A 19623-nucleotide genomic window follows, 5' to 3' on the forward strand; every position below is an offset into this window, starting at 1 on the left:
CATATATTATAAAGTACGATATGAATAGATTCACAAACCCTCAAGGTGGTGAGCAATACATTGATTCATAAAAAAATATATAATGCTAGAAACTTAAAAACAGCGAAAGGCACTTTAATTATTGAAGGTCCTGTCTCTACACATAACTTAGAAATGTATGAATTTCATCCAGATTTAATTGCGTTTCGTCCTGCCGAGCAGCAATATAAAGCAATTGTCGAAATTTCTAAATTACCAGAAGCTCGTCTCATTATTGCTAGACATGACCAAACGATTGTTGGATATGTTACATACTTGTATCCTGATCCACTCGAACGATGGTCAGAAGGAAAGATAGAAAACTTAATTGAACTCGGGGCGATTGAAGTTGTCCCTGCCTTCCGCGGTTGCGCTGTCGGAAAGAACTTATTAGAAGTTTCAATGATGGACGACCATATGGAAGATTACATTATATTGACGACTGAATATTATTGGCACTGGGATTTAAAACAAACAGGCTTAAATGTTTGGGAGTACCGAAAAGTAATGGAAAAAATGATGAATGCTGGTGGCTTACAATGGATGGCTACAGATGATCCTGAAATTTGTTCACATCCTGCTAACTGTTTAATGGTCCGCATCGGTAAACGCGTTGATACGGATTCTATTCAAGCATTTGATCGTCTACGTTTTCACAATCGTTTTATGTATTAATAAAGGGGGCAACTGGAATGATTGTAGAAGAAATTATGAATCAAGATGTAGTGACACTACATCCAAACGATACAATCGAAACAGCAATCCGAACGATACGCACGAAAGGCATTCGGCACATTCCAATTGTCGATCAAAATAATCATGTGGTAGGTATTATTTCTGATCGGGATGTAAGAGATGCAAGTCCGTCTATTTTAGATGAACAAGTTTCACTCGATATGCTGAAGCAACCACTTGAACTGATTATGAAACACCCTGTTATGACTTGCCATCCTCTTGATTTCGTTGAGGAAATTGCTACTTTATTTTTTGAAAATAAAATTGGCTGTCTTCCTGTTACAAAAGCAGGAAAGTTAGTAGGAATCATCTCTGAATCTACTGTACTGCACACGTTAGTGAAATTAACAGGAGCACATCAACCGAGTTCACAAATTGAAATTCAAGTAAAAAATGAACCTGGCATTCTCGGAAAAGTCGTTGCCATTTTTAGTGAGTTACAAATCAATATCGTGAGCGTTCTCGTCTACCCAGCAAAAGATGAGAATGATAAAGTACTCGTTTTCCGCATTCAAACGATGAATCCGCTAAAAGTGATTGAGGCACTTGAAGTAGAAGGCTACCGCGTATTATGGCCGAATATCCTGGGGATGCAAGCATGAGTAGCGCATTTATTTATTCGGATGACTTTCGGGGCTATTCATTTAGCCCTGATCATCCTTTTAACCAACTGCGCGTCACACTCACGTATGATTTATTACAAAAGGGCGGTTTTATCTCTCCTTCCCAAATCATCGCACCACGGATGGCTACAGATGAAGAGATTGCCTACGTTCATACAGAGGAATACATAAATGCGGTAAAACGTGCTGGAGAAGGTAAGTTAGAAAAATCAATTGCGATGACATATGGACTCGGAACAGAAGATACACCGATGTTTCCAAATATGCACGAAGCAAGCGCATTACTCGTTGGTGGTACGTTAACAGCTGTCGATGCTGTTCTTTCCGGGAAGGTAAAACACGCGCTTAATTTAGGCGGCGGCTTACATCACGGCTTCCGCGGCAAGGCATCTGGCTTTTGTATTTATAACGATAGTTCCATCGCAATGAAATATATTCAGAAGAAATACGGTTTACGCGTCTTATATATTGATACAGATGCTCATCACGGTGATGGTGTACAGTGGTCTTTTTACGACGATCCTAACGTATGCACCATTTCACTACATGAAACTGGTCGTTATTTATTCCCTGGAACTGGCGCTGTAAATGAACGTGGACAAGGTAATGGCTATAGTTATTCTTTTAACGTTCCACTCGATGCTTTTACAGAGGATGAATCGTTTTTAGATTCATATCGAACTGTCGTAAAAGAAGTTGCAGCCTACTTTAAACCGGATATTGTTTTAACGCAAAATGGCGCTGACGCACATTATTACGACCCACTTACACACCTTTGCGCAACGATGAATATTTACCGTGAAATACCGAAGCTCGCTCGCGAAATCGCTAACGAATATTGCGAAGGTCGCTGGATCGCTGTCGGCGGCGGTGGCTATGATCACTGGCGCGTCGTCCCAAGAGCTTGGGCACTCATTTGGCTCGAAATGAACAACATCCAAAACATCTCAGGTTATCTTCCTCCAGAATGGATTGACGCTTGGAAAGGACATGCCGAAACAGAACTTCCCCTCACATGGGAAGATCCAGACAACATGTATAAACCTATCCCCCGTAAACCAGAAATTGAAGAAAAGAATGCATTAACTGTAGCGAAATCTCTTGAAATAATTCGGAATAATATGACAAAATCTTTATACTAAACGAAAAGGAGGCTCGTTTTTGAATAGCCTCCTTTTATTTATAGCTTGTATTGTCGTTTTTTGTTGATAAGTCGATGTATTTTATTTAAGAATTGGCCGGTCCAACTTTTATAAGAAAAGGTCGTGTTATTATGTGGCAGCAACAAATGGTTCCTACAAAACGTGGCACATTTGAACTCTTTACAAAAGGAAATGGCGAACCACTTTGTATTACACATCACTATTCACAATTTAATGAAACTGGTGATTACTTTGCGGATGTTTTCACTGCTACGCATCGTGTATTCCTCATTAATTTACGAGACGCTGGTAACTCAGCAAAAGCCAATTCAGAAAAAGAATTACGTATGATTGAAACGGTTCACGACTTAGAAGCAATACGGGAAGCTTTACACCTTCCAATATGGCATTTCGCCGGTCATTCAACAGGTGGTATGCTTGGACTTTTATATGCAATTACATATCCAAATTCCTTACAATCATTAGTCGTGGCCGGAGCCGCAGCAAGTAATTATACCGAAACACCATTTTGCATTTATCACCCAGCACATCCACAGTTTCATTATATGCAACAGCTCATCGAAAACTTAAAAAGCCCTCACCTTACAAGTGAAGAACAGAAAGAACTATCTACTGAGAGAACAAAATTATCATTGCACAATCCAGAAAACTACAACTCTTATTTTTGTAAACCAATCAAAAAAACAATGTCTGCTAGCCGGATGAACGCTTTCACTCATGAATACCCGTCATTTGATTTAAGAGAGAATTTACCCTCCATCCAAACAAAGACCCTTATTATATGCGGAAGACATGATGTACAATGCCCAATTCAGTATTCTATTGAGATGCATAACGGTATACGTAATTCTATCTTTGTGACATTTGAGGAGAGTAACCATTATCCCTTTTTAGAAGAAGCTGCTCAGTTTACTTCTACTACTCAGACATTTTATAAAGTGAAACTTTAATCAGTGGGGGGTTTTCTTCATCCCCCACTGATTATTAGCCCTCACCAATCGGACTTTTATGGGCAGTTGATCCCCCACCTAACTTCTTTGCTTTCGCTGAATTTTGAGGTGGGGGTCTTACTACCCATTAAAGCGGGATAAATCATTACACTAGTACCGTTATTATTAAGAAAAGCTCACAGTCTCTATAAGACTATGAGCTTTTTTCAAAAGAAATATTTCATACTAAAAACAACTAAAAGAACACAAGAAATAACAACTAAACCTACATCAAGTAATACTGACTTTTTATCTCCATCTTTTAAGCTTGCCTTAGAGCTAGAAATACTTTTAATTACCCAAAAGATTGCAAAAAAGAGCCAACCAAAATGATCATTCGTATAATCTTCATCATAAAACATTTGTATTGCACCAATAACTAATAAGATAAGTACGATATTAGTTCCCATCTTTAAAGCCTTGTTTGACTTATTATCTTTTCATGTATCTCCCAAAATGTAGCACGCCCTCTCATACTCCCCTATGTTTTATCTATATATATATCTTAACATAAATTACCTATTATTTCCTTTTCGTTCGAATAACATAAAAAACCTGCCAATTACTCGGCAGGTACGTTACACGTTAAAGCGATAACCAGCTCCCCACACCGTTTCAATATATTGCGGGTGAGCGGGATCTCTTTCAATTTTTTCACGTAGCTTTCTAATGTGAACAACGACAGTGGCTAAATCACCAGCTGAGTCTAGTCCCCAAATACGTTCAAATAACTGTTCTTTATTTAATACTTGGTTTGGATGCGTTACAAAGAATGTTAATAAATCAAATTCCTTCGTTGTGAACGCGATTTCTTCATTATTTATAAAAACTTTTCTCGCTCGCTGATCAATAGAAATTCCGTGAATGTATAACGTATCGTGTTGCTTACTCACATTTCCTGATAATCTTTCATAACGAGAAATATGTGCCTTTACCCTTGCGACTAATTCACTTGGACTAAATGGTTTCGTTATATAATCATCCGCCCCTAAACCGAGTCCGCGAATTTTATCTATATCTTCCTTCTTTGCTGAAACAAGTAAAATCGGGATGTCTTTTATAGCACGTATTTGTTTACAAATTTCAAATCCATTCATTTTCGGAAGCATAATGTCCAAAATAATTAAGTCGTATTCTTCCTGAAGAGCCATTTGTAGACCTATTTCTCCTGAATGTTCTACATCGACTTGAAAATCACTAATTTCTAAATAATCTCGCTGTAATTCTGCAATACTTATTTCATCTTCTACTAGTAAAATTCTCTTCATTCTACTCACCACATTCCTGTACTTTTTTCAATGAGAAGAAAATACTTGTACCTTCTCCAAGCTTACTTTCCGCCCAAATTTCTCCGCCATGTTCTTCAACAATTTGCTTCGCTATCGCTAAGCCAAGTCCACTTCCACCTGTGCTAGAATTTCGCGATTGCTCGGCACGATAAAAACGCTCAAATATATACGGTAGCGTATCAGCTTCTATACCTAACCCATTGTCCATCACTTTCACAATGACAGTATTGTTATCACTCAATACTGTTACAGTAATTTTCTTCTCTTCTTTATCCATGTATTTCACACTATTATGAATTAAATTGGATATCACTCTATTTATCTTTTCACAATCGGCCGTTACATATAGTGGTGCTGGCTGTAATTGTAAGTGAACTTCTATACCTTCCTCACTTAAATCCATCTGCATCTCTTCTAATAATTCCTGCATAAACATGTTTAATTCTATCGTTTCAAACTGAAAGGGAACTCGATTCAAATCAAGCTTCGAAAATAAAAAGAGTTCATCAATGAGTGTATCCATATGTTTTGCCTTCGTATGAATGGTCGTTAAATACTTATCCATTTTTTCTGGCGTATTTGCGACTCCATCTTTTATGCCTTCTACATATCCAATAATAGAAGTAATCGGTGTCTTTAAATCATGAGATATGTTTGAAATGAGCTCTTTTCGATTTTCTTCATACTGCGTTTGTACTTCAATCGATTCTTTTAACTTCTTCCTCATTTCCTCAAACCCTTGATTTAATTGCCCGATTTCATCATGAGATGTAACTGGAATTTGAAAATCTAAATCCCCTTCTTTAATTCTACCAGTCGCATCTTTCAATACAAAAATTGGTTTTATCACACTTCTTGAGACGAAATAACTTACTAATCCAATGAGTAATATCGCTAGCAGTAAAAGCGCTACGAATAAAATCGGAAATAATTTTTGTGTAAGATCAACAAATGAACTTTGCCTTTTTAGTACAAATATACTCCCTTCTTCATCTCCGGGAAAATAAAAATCAAATTTTACATATCGATAAAATGTATCGCCTAGTTCCGCTGTACCACGACTATTAATATTTGCTGATTCAAATTTCGGAAGAGCTTCTTTTAAAGATATACTTTCAAATATTTTTGTAGCATAAGAAATGGTTTCTCCCTTTCTTACAACTATCTTCACACCTTCTTTTTCAAGCGATGAAACGAACGATTCATCTAATAGTTGTGATTGATTTTTCTTTGCCGCCAATTTCAATTCAATATACGTATTTTCTTCTTCTGGCGTAAGCGGCTTTTGAATATAGGAACTTTTATAGAAATTTTTCACTGATTCCAAGTCTCCTGTTATGGAAAAAACAATTAAAAATCCCGCAACTAATATGAGCGTAATGGAAACGAGAATAACAGCAATATAAGAGAATAAAAATCTTGTTTTAATAGACATATCTTACATCCTCACTTTATGAAACCTTCTTTCCCATAAGCATAAAAATATATGTTCAAATACTCAAGCGATTTTATAGTAATTTTAGCGTCAGTTTATAAAAATTTAATGTTCTTATTTTACAGTTGAAATGAGGGGGTTGAAATTCCATGTTCAAAAAAACAGTAAGTATGATCTGTTGTGTAATTTTTTTGCAAGGTTGCTCACAAGAACAAGAAGTTAAAAAGGAGATGACAAACATGGAGACAGCGTTACTTGCAGCTACTGAGAAACAAGAAACGAATACTGTTATATCGTTACTCAAAAAAGGGGCTGACATAAATATAACGGACAGTAAAGGACGTAGCCCTCTTATGATTGCTACATACAAAAATGATGTAAAAACCGCAAAAGCGCTTATTGAAGCAGGTGCTGACGTAAACATCCAAGACGATATGAAAAACAATCCATTCCTATACGCCGGTGCAGAAGGTTACTTGGATATTTTAAAACTAACGATTGATGCTGGCGCAGATCCATCACTTACGAATCGTTACGGCGGAACAGCTCTTATCCCTGCCTCAGAACATGGCTATATCGATGTTATTAAGGAACTCCTTATGCAAACAACTATTGATGTTAACCATGTAAATAATCTCGGATGGACTGCTTTAATGGAAGCCATCGTACTAAGTAACGGAAACGAAACACAACAACAAGTCATTCGCCTTCTTATTGAGCACGGTGCTGATGTAAATATTCCAGACAACGATGGTGTTACCCCGCTAGAGCATGCGCGCGCTCATAACTTTGAAGAGATAGAGAAGATTTTGTTAGAAGGACGTAAGTAAAAAGCTAATTTTTGCCTTCCTCCCTCGCCCTATGCTACATTTAACCCGTTACATCAATATTAATAGGGTGGGAATAAACATGAACAAACCTAAAATCGGGATGATTGGACTTGGAAGTATTGCGCAAAAAGCCTATCTTCCAACACTTACAAAAGAAACAGATTGGAATTTTGTAGGGGCGTTTACACCTAACGCAGTGAAAAGAAAACAAGTTTGCCAGCAATACCGCATGCAAGACTTTCATTCTATTGAAACGTTAGCGTCGGAATGCGATGCAATCTTCGTTCATAGTTCAACTGCTACACATTATGAAATCGTTTCTGAACTTCTGAAAAAAGGAATCGACGTTTATGTTGATAAGCCGCTAGCAGCTACAGTGGAACAAGCTGAACAACTAGTCGAGTTGAGCGAAAAGTATAACCGAAAGTTAATGGTCGGATTTAATCGCCGATTCGTTCCTATGTATGTTGCTGCAAAAGAGCAAGCCCATGATATTTCATGGATTCGAATTGAAAAGCATCGTACAAATAAAGTAGGACCATATACGTACGACTTTACTATGTTAGATGATTACTTACATATTGTAGATACTGCTCGCTGGTTAGCTAATGATGATCTTAACGTCGTTTATAATATGGTGCAAACCAATGAAAAGAATGAACTTCTTTACGGGCACCACACATATACAACGCCAAGTGGACTGTTACTTTCTACCGCAATGCATCGCCATGCTGGTACAAATTTAGAACAAATTGAACTTGTAACGACAGGGAAAATCATTCGCGTAAAAAATATGAATACATTTGAAGTTGAGCAGGATAATACAGTTTCTCAAAGCGGTTCACCATCATGGGATACGACGTTAAAGCAACGTGGCTTTGAAGATGCTGTTCATCATTTTATTGAATGTGTACACGGTGATACAAAGCCTGTTGTAGATGGATTAGAAGCGTTAAAAACGCAGCAACTGCTGCAATCTCTACTAAATGATATCAATAAAAATTAAAACGGATACATTTTTCAGAATTTACTTTCATTCCCATTTCCTCTTTATTTCTGTCGCAAATTTCTATAGAATATGTTGATAGGAATTATAAATTTCATAATGAATCGTGGAAGGGATGGGATTAACACATGTGGAACGAGTTTAAAAAATTCGCATTCAAAGGGAATGTAATCGATTTAGCTGTCGGGGTTGTAATCGGTGCTGCATTCGGTAAAATCGTTAGTTCTTTAGTAAAAGATATCATCACACCATTACTTGGTATGGTATTAGGTGGCGTTGACTTTACAGATTTAAAAATTACATTCGGCAAATCATCTATTATGTATGGTAACTTCATCCAAACTATTTTTGATTTCTTAATTATTGCAGCGGCTATCTTTATGTTCATTAAAGTATTCAACAAACTAACATCTAAAAGAGAAGAAGAAGAAAAAGAAGAAGAACTTCCAGAACCAACAAAAGAAGAAGAACTTCTTGGCGAAATTCGCGACTTATTAAAACAACAAAATTCTTCTAAAGATAGAGCATAATTGAACGGATAAAAAGGCATGTCCCCTCGGGACATGCCTTTTCTATATGCTATAACGTTTCCGAATTCATATGAATAAATAAAATAATACCAGCAACCATAAGTACCATGACACTACCTGCAAATAGTGTAATACCCATGAACATTAAACTTGTGCTCATGTCCACTGATACACTTTCAATAAAAATAGAAATTACATACGTGATAAGGGCAATTCCTGCAAGAATACTTCCTGGAACAAATCGCTTTAAGCCATTTTGTTTTAACGTCATATATGCAAAAATAGCAGTCATACAAAGCGTAATTATCCAAAGAACGATCATCTCTTTTCCCCCCTCACAAGCCTTTTCTTTCTATTATACATGACATTGCCCTATAATAGTTAAATTTGCACTTATGTGACATATAACAAGGAATCATACAATCTATAGAGAAGTCTTCCAAATAAGCTATATACTCGGGAGGATTTCAATTGGAAGATGATATTGTAGGATATTTTAAACAAATAGAGAGATTCGATTATATTACAATCGACTTAGACAAAAAGTTTTTTTATATTGAAGTTGTGCAATTAGAAACAAATATAACTTTGTTAAAAATATCACTTAACTTATATAAAGATGAAACCATTATTGCTGGCAATGTGAAACAATACGATCCTTCTAGGTTAGAACAACTAATACAAAGTTTTAAACACACTGCACAAACATGCCTTGAACATAATTTACGAAGTCCTGAAGAACTTTTTGCATTTTGGAAAGGAAATTGATCGCTAGAAAAAAATGGGTATAATTCATATAATTTGATATAATTACCATATACAAATATTCTTTACAAGGGAGTGTTCATAATGATTTGGATTTCACTAATCGTATTAGCCTATTTCATCATCCTCGTCCCAATACAGTATAACTATATTAAGATGCTCAAGACACAACAGAAAAAAATGAACATGTCACAAAACGAACTATATGACAACATGTCTTATGAAGAATCCCAAATACACTATCATTATCAAAGTAACGTATTTACAATACCTGCTTCGCTTGTCGCAAGTATTATTTATAGAGTGAAACATGCAGCATAATATGTATGCTGTAAAATTGTTATTTGAATCTGTTCATTCTGGTGAGCCTAATCCTACGAAAATGGATGAGCATTATGAAGAACATCACGATACACTTTTTGAAGAAAGTATTATTCTTGTTAAAGCAAACAGTTTAGAAGAAGCATACAAACTAGGTGAAAAAATCGCGATGCAATCTGAGGATACGTACGATAACATGTATGATGAGCAAGTGAAATGGACATTTCGAAAAGTGCTGCATGTGTTTGAATTAGACGATACACCATTTGAAACTGGAAAAGAATTATACGCAAGATTTTTACACGTTAAGAAAAATGAAACGGTAGATACAGTCGTACAAAAATACTATCCCGAATAAGAATAAAAGCTCACAGCGAATGCTGTGAGCTTTTTTTATACTTACTTCGTTGAATCTCTAAATTGGATACGGTGAGGTAAGATAACAGTGTGATCTTCCACTTTTTCTTTGTTCATATACTTTGTTAATAGACGCATTGCTACTGCACCGATATCATACATTGGTTGTACAACTGTTGAAAGTTGTGGACGAACCATTAATGCAAGGCGTGTATTATCGAAACCAAGTACTTCTACATCAGTTGGTACGTTTAACCCAGCGTCTTGTGCTGCATGGATTACACCTAGTGCCATTTCGTCAGAAGATACGAAGATTGCTGTTGGCTTTTCATCGCTGCTCCAAAGCTTTTCGAATGCTTCGATACCTGAATCATATGTGTAATCTCCATCGATTATAAGATTTTCATCATATGAAATACCTGCTTCTTCTAAAGCTTTTTTATAACCTTGTAACTTCTTCGCGCTTCCCGCTTTATCAATGAAAGGACCAGAGACGAAACCGATACGCTTATGTCCTTGCTCAATAAAGTGCTTCATTGCGTCGTAAGCTGCTTGTGTATAATCAATATTTACTGATGGCGTTTCATTTTGCTCATCAAATGACGCTGCTAATACGATCGGTACTGGAGACTTTTTGAATTCTTCAATATGAATGTCTGTAATATCTTCACCCATGAAAACAATTCCGTCCACTTGTTTTCCAAGCATCGTATTTAATAAATGGAACTCTTTCTCTTTGTTTTGGTCAGAGTTACTTAAAATGATGTTATATTTGTACATTGTTGCGATATCTTCAATTCCACGAGCAAGTTCTGCATAAAACGTATTTGAGATATCAGGAATAATAACACCTACTGTAGTTGTCTTCTTACTTGCTAGTCCACGTGCTACCGCATTTGGGCGGTATCCTAAACGATCAATTGCTTCTAATACTTTCTTTCTTGTTGTAGGCTTTACATTTGGGTTACCATTCACAACGCGTGATACGGTAGCCATTGAAACGTTCGCTTCGCGCGCTACATCATAGATTGTTACGTTCATCTCTTCGCACACTCCTTCTATTTTTGTTATCTATTTTTATGTATCGGTTACTTGAATGAAAAAAAGACATCAACTCTATTTGCAGATGCCACCAATCGTCCCGAGTTCTTCCTTTTACTAATGATACGATAAAAACGCAGGCTCATACAATATTTTCCCGCAAAAGTTTCGAAAAAATTCGCTTCTTTTCTCGTATTTTCGTATTTTTTATGAAAAAAAGGGCATTTTTTGTAAAAATATAGATATTTCATACGGAGGAACCTTATTTTAAGCAGTACGATAGTAAATGAAATTTATATCGGCGATTTTTCGAATATATCGACCGCAACTCGAAATATATCAGCGATTTTTTTAATATATCGACTTACCGACAGAAACCGACAATGATAGTCATTTGATGCGCCGGATTTGGAGGTGCGCGGCGCCCTGTAGAATGCGTTATATCAAGAACAACAAGGGTAACTATATTTCTTCCTTTACAATTGGCACAGCGGAAATAGGACGCGCTCTTTCCCATCGTACATTTTCACTTACAAGTAAAAAAGACAGTGTAAACACTGTCTTTTTTTACAAGAAGGAAACAAACGGTTTATCGCTGTTTTTCTCTTTTATAATAATTGCCTCGATTTTGCTCTCAGACTTGATCTGTAATTGTACTTTCGCATCTTTAGGTAATTTTTCTAACATACTTTGAGCAGCCATTTGGGTAAGGGCCATTAATTCTGTTTTACCATTATATTTAATAACAATATTCATATTCAATGTATCCATTTGATTTTTCTTATAAGAAACTTTAGCATTGACTGGGATAAAATCTGCCGGAGAAAAATCTTTCATTGCCTTAGCAAACTCATTTATTTTTGTATTATCTTCTCCATGTGCTTGTTTAAATTCATCAGAAGGATATGAAAACACTTGTTCATCGATCATGCCCCAATTTCCAAGGTTCGTATCATTCTTTTGAACAGTAGCACTAGCAATATACGTACCATTTTTTAAAGAACTTGTACTTTCTTGCTTAAAGATAGCAAACGTAATTGGAGATTTATTATACTTGTCATTTTTATTAATAGCTTCAGTAAGTTGCTTGGCAACTTCAGCGCCCTTAGCCATTGCTTCTTCATTCGATACACTTGAAGACATCGCTAGCCCAATCACAACGCCAGATAAACTTAATTCATTTGAATTCTGCTTCCCGAAATAGTCTTGTTCTATAATATTTGTCAAAACTGGCGCTTCTACTTTCGCGACTAGTTCATCAACTAATTTCTCAGGGATATACTGATTTAATTGTAGTACATGATTTTCTGTATCAAATTGCTCTTTTGCAATATTCATTAAACCATTTTCATACTCTGCTAAATCTAATTTAGAATTTGTTTTTATATTAGCTGTATTTATAACCTTTTGTTCTTTTAAAGGAATTACAGTTCTATAATAATCTTTAGAAACAGCAGTTCTCGGAATCATGCTTTTTTCTTTCGTATCTTTCTGTATAACTTCATCCTTCTTACTAATCGTATCATTACTACAAGCTCCTAGTAATAAACTTACGACTGCGAAGGATAATGCCATTTTCTTCATTACTTAAAACCTACTTTCAACAATCTAGTTATTTAATTTGAACTATTAACAGTGTACCATTAAATATATTTCAACAAAAACAAAAAAAAGAAGCAAGCACCTTTAGCTTGCTTCTTTTTACTTAATATTCTCTTCTAAAGCGTCTTTTTTAATGTTCCAATGAGACGTATTCCATACTACCATCCCATCTTTTATGTATAACACTTGCGGAGATTCATGTTTAATGCTGTACTGTTCTGCAACACGATTCGAAACATCTCTCGCATCTTGTACGTATAAGTAATACGCTGGTACTGCTCTTTCTTCATTACAGTACGCTTGAAATTCTGTATATGCACCGTGACTAATTGGGCATGTCGTACTATGTTTAAAAAGAACATAAGGCTCATTTTTTTCTACTAATACTTCAAGCTCTTCAATTGTTTCAACTTTTGTCATATTCATCACGATTCACCTCTCATACGAAGTCTAGAGCGCTTCTCTTTCTTTTCAGCCTTTTTCTCAAGTCTTTCTAATTTACGCTCTTCTTTTTCAACCTTTTTTTCTTGTCTTGTCGCACGATAATGATTGTATACTTCAATTGCTGCGCTGCTCCACTGTACAACTTGCGCTACTTTATCTGCATTGTTTTCAATTTCGTCTGTAACAGATTCTGATACATTACGAAGTTTCGTATTTAAAGAATGGATTGTCGTTCCAATTCCATCTACACCCGATACTACTTTGTTTAATGATTGTGACTTCTGTTGAATGTCATCAGCTAACGCATTTGTTTTATGTAATAATTGCTCCGTCTCTACGCTAATCCCTTGCATTTGCTTTTCTAAACCTTCTAACGTGCTCGCAACGTTTTCTAACGTCTTTTGAACCGATAACAACGTTCTGCATACATACACTACTAATACAGCGAAAGCAACCGCGATAATAGCCGCACTTACATATAAAAGAACTTGCATTTCATCACTTCCTTTATCTTTTTCATACTTTCTCCTATTATACAATCATTTTCCGTTTCGTTCTAATCCTTATCTTTTCATTAGAATTTTCATACTTATTCGTTAACTTTAACATAAATGATTCAACAAATTCCACTAAGTAGGTTACAATAGGAGAGGATACATAATTAGTAGGGAGGCTTTACATATGAAAGATCCACGCATTGAAAAGTTAGCATACAATTTAATTAACTACTCTATTCGCTTACAAAAAGGCGAAAAAGTATTAATTGAAAACTTTGGCTTACAAAAAGAACTTGTAACTGCACTTGTAAAAGAAGCATATGCAGCTGGTGGTTTCCCATTCGTTTCTTTAAAAGATCATCAAGTAGATCGCTCTTTATTAATGGGTGCTACTGAAGAACACTTCGAACAAATCGCTGCATATGAAGCAAGCGTAATGAAAGATATGGACGCTTATATCGGTCTTCGCTCTGGCGATAACATTAACGAACAAGCTGACGTACCAAGTGAAAGAATGCAAATTCACGGTCAAACAGTTGGTAAGAAAGTTCATAGAGACATCCGCGTTCCGAAAACGCGCTGGGTTGTTCTCCGCTACCCAAATGCTTCTATGGCGCAGCTTGCTAAAATGAGCACAGAAGCTTTCGAAGACTTCTACTTCGAAGTTTGTAACTTAGACTACAGTAAAATGGATAAGGCGATGGATAGCCTTGTTACATTAATGAATAAAACAGATAAAGTTCGCTTAACTGGCCCTGGAACTGACTTAACATTCTCTATTAAAGACATTCCAGCTATTAAATGCTCAGGTCATTTAAATATTCCAGACGGTGAAGTATATTCTGCACCAGTTCGCGATTCTGTTAACGGTACAGTTTCTTACAACACGCCATCTCCTTACAACGGTTATACATTTGAAAATGTACAACTTAAGTTTGAGAATGGCCAAATCGTTGAAGCAACTGCAAACGATACAGAGCGCATTAACAAAATCTTCGATACAGACGAAGGCGCACGCTACGTTGGCGAGTTCGCAATCGGCGTAAACCCATACATCTTACATCCAATGGGAGATATCCTATTCGATGAAAAAATCGATGGCAGCTTCCACTTCACTCCTGGACAAGCTTACGACGATGCATGGAACGGCAACAACTCGAACATTCACTGGGATTTAGTATGCATCCAGCGCCCGGAATACGGCGGCGGCGAAATTTACTTCGACGACGTACTAATCCGTAAAGATGGACGCTTCGTTGTATCTGAACTAGAAGCTTTAAACCCAGAGAACTTAAAATAATAATAAAAACGCTCGGAATTTTCTCCGAGCGTTTTTTTAATACTTTAATAAGTCTTTTGCCACATCTTCTGGCACTTTAAAACTCATCTTCTTATTTTTCATTTCAACTTCGACATAAGGGACATCTTTATATACTGTCATTGTACCAATTTCATGTAACTCTTTTTTATCTTTACTCGACTCTGATAATTTTGGTGTATCTTCTTGATACATTTTAAATGTTTTCCCTTGCGGAGTATCTAAAGGAGCCGATTGCATTTCCCACTTATCCATTTTCATGACTTCAAACAGCTTTTCAATTTCTTTCTTATCGGTAATTACTTTTTGATCACTTGAATCTGTAAGTGATTCAATCTCAACCTTTTGTGCCTTTTCAAAGTTCATATCAGCCTTTTCCTTCTTCGCACTACACCCTATTAAAAGAACGGATGCGGTTAGCAGAAGTAAAAATAACGTAAGGACTTTTTTCATTTCTAATCCTCCTAACTACATAGAGCTACTTTTTTCGTTTTTTGTTTGCTGAAAATGAAAATAATATAAAAGCGCCACTGCGATAGTACCTATTAATATTGGTTCATATAAGGGCAGATCCCATTTCATATATACTCTAGTGCAAATAGCAAACACAAGCAAAATTTCCAAACAGAATAAAGGTTTTACATACTTCATTTCTTACCTACCATTTCTATTTTCACATGTGGATTTTCTTTCTCGATAAGCGCCAAGAATTCATTCATATGTTGCGGCATCGCAACCATATGTACTTTGTATGCGTTCGTCGTAATTTCAAGATACTTTCCAACTTGACGAACAACTCTAATATCTTTTAATACAACATCATCATTTAAAATGCCGTACTTCAATACACCATTTTCTATTTTATGCTTTTTAATAAATACTTCCCAAACGAGTGGTACATTTACAAGGAAGCATAAACCCATTCCAATTAACGCTGACATCCACTGCTCTTTATTTGCGAAAAGCATGACAAGTGGATATACGAACATAAAAACTAACGTGAGACAAACGAAAATTACTACCGACTTACTTCTTTGAATCGGAATGTTCATACACGCACCCCCCCGACCTAAATTATACCACTTTTTCCATTTTAGTTCATAAAAAAAGGCCATTTTCACATGACCTTCTTAAACAATATATCTATAAAATTTCTTATCCACCTGCAACACTGGAAAACTTTTTGGCAACTCGTCTATACTCACACTTTGAAAATTATTCTTTTCATAAAAGCGATGCGCTGCTAAAAATTTCACTGTCGTTCCTAAGTAAATATCTTTCAGCTTTTTATTCTCAGCCCACGAAATTGCTGTTTGGAGCAACTTATGTGATGCGCCCCATTCTTTTCCGCGAAATTCTTTTTTTACGAACATTTTCCTTAGCGCTACTTGATCGTTCCCAATATCTAATAAAGCTACTGTTCCAACTACTTTCCCATCATAAGTTGCAACCCAAAAGTTTCCATAATCCCTTTGATAGAACGTTTCTATTTCAAGTAGGTCTGGCTGTTCTTCTTTCGTAATAGGAACATTGTACTCTTTTTGCTGAATATGAACGATAAGATCTACTACTTCATCTTGAAACGTACTTTCATACGGAATAATGCGTATCTTCTCGTTCATCGAATCTCCTTCCATTCAGAAGCTAGTAAACTATATACAGCGATATCGTGAAAATGATCGTATAGCCATTCATCATCTCTTAAAATACCATCTAACTTAAAACCTAAACGCTCTGGAATAGCGCGGCTTTTCACATTTTCAACACCGCATCTAATTTCCATTTTATTTAATTTTAAATTCTCAAAAGCATAGTGAAGTACAGCCTTCACACTACGCGTCATAATGCCTTTCCCGCCAGCATCTTCTGCAAGGTAATATCCGAGACTCGCCGCCTTCTTCCCCCAACTTACCGGATGAATGCCTACCATCCCAACGAGCTTTCCTTTATAACGTATGCCACTTTCAAAACCGTCTCCCTCTGCAAACTTCTTTAACCACATCGGACAAATCTCATCATACGCACCAGCAGATTTTAGCCCATCCACCCAAGGAAGCCATCTTCGTAAATGACTACGGTTTTGGTTTATTAATTGATATAGTTCCTCTTTATGATGCTTCTCTAATAACTGTAATTCGATTTCATCGTCTACTCGAAGTGTGAACATGTTTTATAGCTCCTTTTTAGTTTTCTTATTATTCTAACATTTATGGATGTAAATTGTTAAATATTCACACTTTCTTTTGATTTTATTTGTATAAAACCTGAAGAATACACTACTCCCGTAACAACTAATATCATTCCTAGAAATTGTGCCGGTGTTATATTTACTCCTTCAATAAAAGAAATAACCATTGTAACAACAGGTACTATATTAAAAAATAAGGATGTTCTTGCTGCTCCAAGTTGAGCGATTCCATTATTCCACCATAAGTAACCGAGCACGCTCATTCCAATTGCCATAAAAAGAATCGCTCCCCAAGCTAGCAAAGGAATTTCCAAAACTGGTACTATATTTTTTTGAGTGGAAGATATGATAATAAAGGCAATGGCACCAATAGTCATTGTGTATGTCGTCGTTTGTATTGGGCTACTAGTTTTAATAAACTTTCTGCCTAGTACACCGTATAACGCCCAGCAAATATTCCCTAATAAAATATAAAAATCTCCTTTTGAAAATGATAAGTTTTGCAGTATCGTAAACGAACCTTGTGTCAGTACAAAAACAACACCAAGTAATGCAAGTAACATCCCAATACCTTGGCGTTTTATAATTTGTTCTCGTAAAATAAAACTTGCTAACAGCGTCGTAACGAGCGGATTCGTCGCCATAATCAGTGCACCATTCATAGCTTCTGTATGTTTCATACCTAAAAAGAAAAAGAAGTTAAAACCGAATACACCAACAATACCTAACAAAAAGTAATAAGCCTTATTCTCCCTCCATACCTCTACCTCAAAATCTTTTCTTATTTTTAACAAACATAACATCACAAATGCAGCAATTCCAAAGCGCCATGCTGCTATATGAATTGCTTCGAAATACTGCACAGCATATTTCGAAGCATTAAATGTCCCACCAGTGAAAATCGCAAATCCAAGTAGCTGAGCGTATACTTTATTTTTCATTGTCAGCCTCCGAATCTTCCCCTCCTAGAAAACCGTAATAAATTTCTAGCTTCTCCTCCGTTAGCTGAACAACCTTTTGCAATTGTTCCTGCTGTTCTTTTAATCGCTCCAAGTGAGTTGTTAAAATTGAAATTCTCTTTTTTACTTTCGCTGGTACTTCCTCTTTTCTCTGCCTAATTTCCTCTATAATACATCCATCACTTGCAAACTCAGCCATCTCTTCTAATGACATTCCAGTTTGTTTTAAAGAATATAAAAATTTTAATAGGCGTACATCACCTTCTGTATATTGGCGAATCCCGCTATTTCGCGTTGGTGGTGGTAATAATCCTAATTTCTCATAGTAACGCAAAGTATGAATGCTCATCCCAGTTAACTCTGCTACTTCACCGATTTTATACATGTTCTCTCCCCCTTGTTTTTACATTTTCATCTTACAACCTAGAGTTAGCTCTAGGTCAATACACAAATAAAAAAACAACTATATATGATTGATATCTAGATATGAATCATATATAGTTAAAGTATGGAAAAAAATGATAATTTTATAATTCAATTACGTAAAGGTGTTTTTGATCTCGCTATTTTGTCTTTAATAAGTAAACAACCTATGTACGGATACGAAATTACAAGTGCATTACAAGATATCCCTGTGTTTCATATCCCAAACGGTTCGATTTACCCCATATTAAATCGAATCACGAAAAACAATTGGGCTGTTTCCTATTGGGAAGAGTCCGGTGATGGCCCAAAAAGAAAATACTATCGAATTACAGACGAAGGGAGAGAAATTTTAAATAGTCGCTTACATGATTATGATGCAGTGTATCATGCTCTAATGTTACTAGCTAAAGGAGAGGATAAAAAATGAACAAAGAACAATTCTTTTCAAATGAACTCATTACTTCTTTCTTACACGATCTTCATAAAGGTTTAATGAACTTACCTGCGTCAGCAAGAGAACAACATGTGCTAGAGATCAAATCGGATTTATATGAAAATGCATTAAGTAAAGAAAGCGAAGGGATACCATTAGAAATCATCCCTTCACAAGTGATTGAAGAATTTCTTCCTCCAAAAAAATTAGCAAAGGAAATTGCAGGAGAATATACAGATGTTATTCAAGATGCACAGCAATCTACAAATACATTTATTAAATATTATTCCGGCCTATCTATCGGTCCACTCGGCGCTTTATCAGTGCCTATTGTACTCGGTTTTATAAATTTTTCTGCTAATTTACCATTTTTACTAGCCTTTATTGCAAGCAATATTTGGTTTATCTTTAGAGAAAACCATTGGAATATAGATTTATTAAAATACTTTAAAACAATTATTTTCATCAGTTCAAGACTGCTAATTGCTCTCCCATTCAGCTTTTTTGCGATTCGAATTATGATAACAAAACAATTCGATATGTTTTCATTCTATTATTTAATCGGATACGTACTTTTTAGTTCACTATATATCTTCTTATTAAAACAACTATACAAAAAGAATGAACAATACCAACAGATCAACGCTTTTTAAA

29 protein-coding genes are annotated in these 19623 nt (G+C 35.8%); 13 read left to right on the forward strand and 16 right to left on the reverse strand.

All coding sequences use genetic code 11. From position 1 onward, the window contains the following. Positions 1–60: 60 nt before the first annotated feature. The 4 genes from acuA to MR115_RS09800 all read left to right on the forward strand — a co-directional run bounded on the left by acuA (position 61) and on the right by MR115_RS09800 (position 3489). Complete coding sequence (gene acuA, locus MR115_RS09785) at positions 61–693, forward strand: acetoin utilization protein acetyltransferase AcuA (RefSeq protein WP_061680131.1); 633 nt, start codon at positions 61–63, stop codon at positions 691–693. Between the two features lie 17 nt (positions 694–710). Next, the gene (locus MR115_RS09790) at positions 711–1355 is read left to right on the forward strand and encodes an acetoin utilization AcuB family protein (protein WP_242241012.1); all 645 of its coding nucleotides are present in this window, start codon (positions 711–713) and stop codon (positions 1353–1355) included. After that, positions 1352–2518, forward strand: a complete 1167-nt coding sequence (gene acuC / locus MR115_RS09795; RefSeq protein ID WP_242241014.1) for an acetoin utilization protein AcuC — start codon at positions 1352–1354, stop codon at positions 2516–2518. The genes MR115_RS09790 and acuC overlap by 4 nt, the downstream gene beginning before the upstream one ends. A 110-nt stretch (positions 2519–2628) precedes the next feature. Next, positions 2629–3489 (forward strand): alpha/beta fold hydrolase, encoded by an 861-nt coding sequence (locus MR115_RS09800; protein WP_242241218.1) that lies wholly within the window; start codon positions 2629–2631, stop codon positions 3487–3489. Between the two features lie 206 nt (positions 3490–3695). On the opposite strand, the gene MR115_RS09805 is transcribed toward MR115_RS09800, so the two are convergent. The 3 genes from MR115_RS09805 to MR115_RS09815 all read right to left on the reverse strand — a co-directional run bounded on the left by MR115_RS09805 (position 3696) and on the right by MR115_RS09815 (position 6252). Beyond that, positions 3696–3938 carry a hypothetical protein gene (locus MR115_RS09805; protein ID WP_242241016.1) on the reverse strand — a complete coding sequence of 81 codons (243 nt, stop codon included), beginning with the start codon at positions 3936–3938 and terminating at the stop codon, positions 3696–3698. 168 nt (positions 3939–4106) lie between these two features. After that, positions 4107–4796 carry a response regulator transcription factor gene (locus MR115_RS09810; protein ID WP_242241018.1) on the reverse strand — a complete coding sequence of 230 codons (690 nt, stop codon included), beginning with the start codon at positions 4794–4796 and terminating at the stop codon, positions 4107–4109. Between the two features lies 1 nt (position 4797). Next, entirely contained in the window at positions 4798–6252 is a 1455-nt protein-coding gene (locus tag MR115_RS09815) for a sensor histidine kinase (RefSeq protein WP_242241020.1), read from the reverse strand. Positions 6253–6401: 149 nt separating this feature from the next. On the opposite strand from MR115_RS09815, the gene MR115_RS09820 reads away from it, so the two are divergent. The 3 genes from MR115_RS09820 to mscL all read left to right on the forward strand — a co-directional run bounded on the left by MR115_RS09820 (position 6402) and on the right by mscL (position 8618). Next, positions 6402–7082, forward strand: a complete 681-nt coding sequence (locus MR115_RS09820; protein ID WP_242241021.1) for an ankyrin repeat domain-containing protein — start codon at positions 6402–6404, stop codon at positions 7080–7082. A gap of 79 nt (positions 7083–7161) precedes the next feature. Continuing rightward, positions 7162–8088, forward strand: coding sequence for a Gfo/Idh/MocA family protein (locus MR115_RS09825; RefSeq protein ID WP_242241022.1), 927 nt, complete (start codon positions 7162–7164; stop codon positions 8086–8088). A 128-nt stretch (positions 8089–8216) separates the two neighbouring features. Then, on the forward strand, positions 8217–8618 hold the full coding sequence (gene mscL, locus MR115_RS09830; RefSeq protein ID WP_061680139.1) for a large-conductance mechanosensitive channel protein MscL: 402 nt from the start codon (positions 8217–8219) through the stop codon (positions 8616–8618). Between the two features lie 49 nt (positions 8619–8667). Here the strand turns inward: mscL and MR115_RS09835 are convergent, their stop codons facing one another. Further along, positions 8668–8940, reverse strand: a complete 273-nt coding sequence (locus MR115_RS09835) for a DUF3917 domain-containing protein (RefSeq protein WP_061680140.1) — start codon at positions 8938–8940, stop codon at positions 8668–8670. A gap of 149 nt (positions 8941–9089) precedes the next feature. Here MR115_RS09835 and dhp61 point away from each other — a divergent pair, with 149 nt between their 5' ends. From dhp61 to MR115_RS09850, 3 genes are all read left to right on the forward strand, one after another. Next, positions 9090–9386 (forward strand): protein Dhp61, encoded by a 297-nt coding sequence (gene dhp61 / locus MR115_RS09840; protein WP_242241023.1) that lies wholly within the window; start codon positions 9090–9092, stop codon positions 9384–9386. A gap of 81 nt (positions 9387–9467) precedes the next feature. Further along, on the forward strand, positions 9468–9704 hold the full coding sequence (locus tag MR115_RS09845; RefSeq protein ID WP_242241024.1) for a DUF3949 domain-containing protein: 237 nt from the start codon (positions 9468–9470) through the stop codon (positions 9702–9704). Position 9705: 1 nt separating this feature from the next. Then, positions 9706–10062 (forward strand): DUF4288 domain-containing protein, encoded by a 357-nt coding sequence (locus MR115_RS09850; protein WP_242241221.1) that lies wholly within the window; start codon positions 9706–9708, stop codon positions 10060–10062. A 41-nt stretch (positions 10063–10103) separates the two neighbouring features. Here the strand turns inward: MR115_RS09850 and ccpA are convergent, their stop codons facing one another. The 5 genes from ccpA to MR115_RS09875 all read right to left on the reverse strand — a co-directional run bounded on the left by ccpA (position 10104) and on the right by MR115_RS09875 (position 13642). Next, a complete protein-coding gene (gene ccpA / locus MR115_RS09855; RefSeq protein WP_001103291.1) occupies positions 10104–11102 on the reverse strand; it encodes a catabolite control protein A in 999 nt (332 codons plus the stop codon). Between the two features lie 364 nt (positions 11103–11466). Beyond that, complete coding sequence (locus MR115_RS09860) at positions 11467–11619, reverse strand: hypothetical protein (protein WP_242241025.1); 153 nt, start codon at positions 11617–11619, stop codon at positions 11467–11469. 50 nt (positions 11620–11669) lie between these two features. Next, positions 11670–12686: a CamS family sex pheromone protein gene (locus MR115_RS09865; RefSeq protein ID WP_242241026.1), complete on the reverse strand. Its 1017-nt coding sequence runs from the start codon at positions 12684–12686 to the stop codon at positions 11670–11672. A gap of 117 nt (positions 12687–12803) precedes the next feature. Beyond that, entirely contained in the window at positions 12804–13130 is a 327-nt protein-coding gene (gene ytxJ, locus MR115_RS09870; RefSeq protein WP_064056632.1) for a bacillithiol system redox-active protein YtxJ, read from the reverse strand. Further along, positions 13130–13642 (reverse strand): DUF948 domain-containing protein, encoded by a 513-nt coding sequence (locus MR115_RS09875; RefSeq protein WP_001197726.1) that lies wholly within the window; start codon positions 13640–13642, stop codon positions 13130–13132. The genes ytxJ and MR115_RS09875 overlap by 1 nt, the downstream gene beginning before the upstream one ends. Before the next feature lie 187 nt (positions 13643–13829). Between MR115_RS09875 and MR115_RS09880 the strand changes: the two genes are divergently transcribed. Beyond that, entirely contained in the window at positions 13830–14945 is a 1116-nt protein-coding gene (locus MR115_RS09880) for an aminopeptidase (protein ID WP_242241028.1), read from the forward strand. A 36-nt stretch (positions 14946–14981) separates the two neighbouring features. On the opposite strand, the gene MR115_RS09885 is transcribed toward MR115_RS09880, so the two are convergent. The 7 genes from MR115_RS09885 to MR115_RS09915 all read right to left on the reverse strand — a co-directional run bounded on the left by MR115_RS09885 (position 14982) and on the right by MR115_RS09915 (position 18495). Continuing rightward, positions 14982–15416: a hypothetical protein gene (locus MR115_RS09885; protein WP_242241030.1), complete on the reverse strand. Its 435-nt coding sequence runs from the start codon at positions 15414–15416 to the stop codon at positions 14982–14984. 15 nt (positions 15417–15431) lie between these two features. Beyond that, the gene (locus MR115_RS09890) at positions 15432–15614 is read right to left on the reverse strand and encodes a hypothetical protein (protein WP_063260679.1); all 183 of its coding nucleotides are present in this window, start codon (positions 15612–15614) and stop codon (positions 15432–15434) included. After that, on the reverse strand, positions 15611–16015 hold the full coding sequence (locus MR115_RS09895) for a PH domain-containing protein (protein ID WP_242241032.1): 405 nt from the start codon (positions 16013–16015) through the stop codon (positions 15611–15613). The genes MR115_RS09890 and MR115_RS09895 overlap by 4 nt, the downstream gene beginning before the upstream one ends. A 78-nt stretch (positions 16016–16093) precedes the next feature. Then, positions 16094–16585, reverse strand: coding sequence for a GNAT family N-acetyltransferase (locus tag MR115_RS09900; RefSeq protein WP_242241034.1), 492 nt, complete (start codon positions 16583–16585; stop codon positions 16094–16096). Then, the gene (locus tag MR115_RS09905; RefSeq protein ID WP_242241037.1) at positions 16582–17130 is read right to left on the reverse strand and encodes a GNAT family N-acetyltransferase; all 549 of its coding nucleotides are present in this window, start codon (positions 17128–17130) and stop codon (positions 16582–16584) included. Before MR115_RS09905 ends, MR115_RS09900 begins: the two co-directional genes overlap by 4 nt. Positions 17131–17186: 56 nt before the next feature. After that, entirely contained in the window at positions 17187–18092 is a 906-nt protein-coding gene (locus tag MR115_RS09910) for a DMT family transporter (RefSeq protein WP_242241038.1), read from the reverse strand. Then, positions 18082–18495, reverse strand: a complete 414-nt coding sequence (locus MR115_RS09915; protein ID WP_242241039.1) for a MerR family transcriptional regulator — start codon at positions 18493–18495, stop codon at positions 18082–18084. The genes MR115_RS09910 and MR115_RS09915 overlap by 11 nt, the downstream gene beginning before the upstream one ends. Positions 18496–18618: 123 nt before the next feature. Here MR115_RS09915 and MR115_RS09920 point away from each other — a divergent pair, with 123 nt between their 5' ends. Both MR115_RS09920 and MR115_RS09925 read left to right on the forward strand, forming a co-directional pair. Next, positions 18619–18963 (forward strand): PadR family transcriptional regulator, encoded by a 345-nt coding sequence (locus tag MR115_RS09920; RefSeq protein WP_000414140.1) that lies wholly within the window; start codon positions 18619–18621, stop codon positions 18961–18963. Next, positions 18960–19622 carry an HAAS signaling domain-containing protein gene (locus tag MR115_RS09925; protein WP_242241041.1) on the forward strand — a complete coding sequence of 221 codons (663 nt, stop codon included), beginning with the start codon at positions 18960–18962 and terminating at the stop codon, positions 19620–19622. The genes MR115_RS09920 and MR115_RS09925 overlap by 4 nt, the downstream gene beginning before the upstream one ends. The last annotated feature ends 1 nt before the right edge of the window (position 19623 follow it).

This window comes from Bacillus cereus group sp. BfR-BA-01309 (assembly GCF_022664315.1).
Taxonomy (GTDB): domain Bacteria; phylum Bacillota; class Bacilli; order Bacillales; family Bacillaceae_G; genus Bacillus_A; species Bacillus_A mobilis.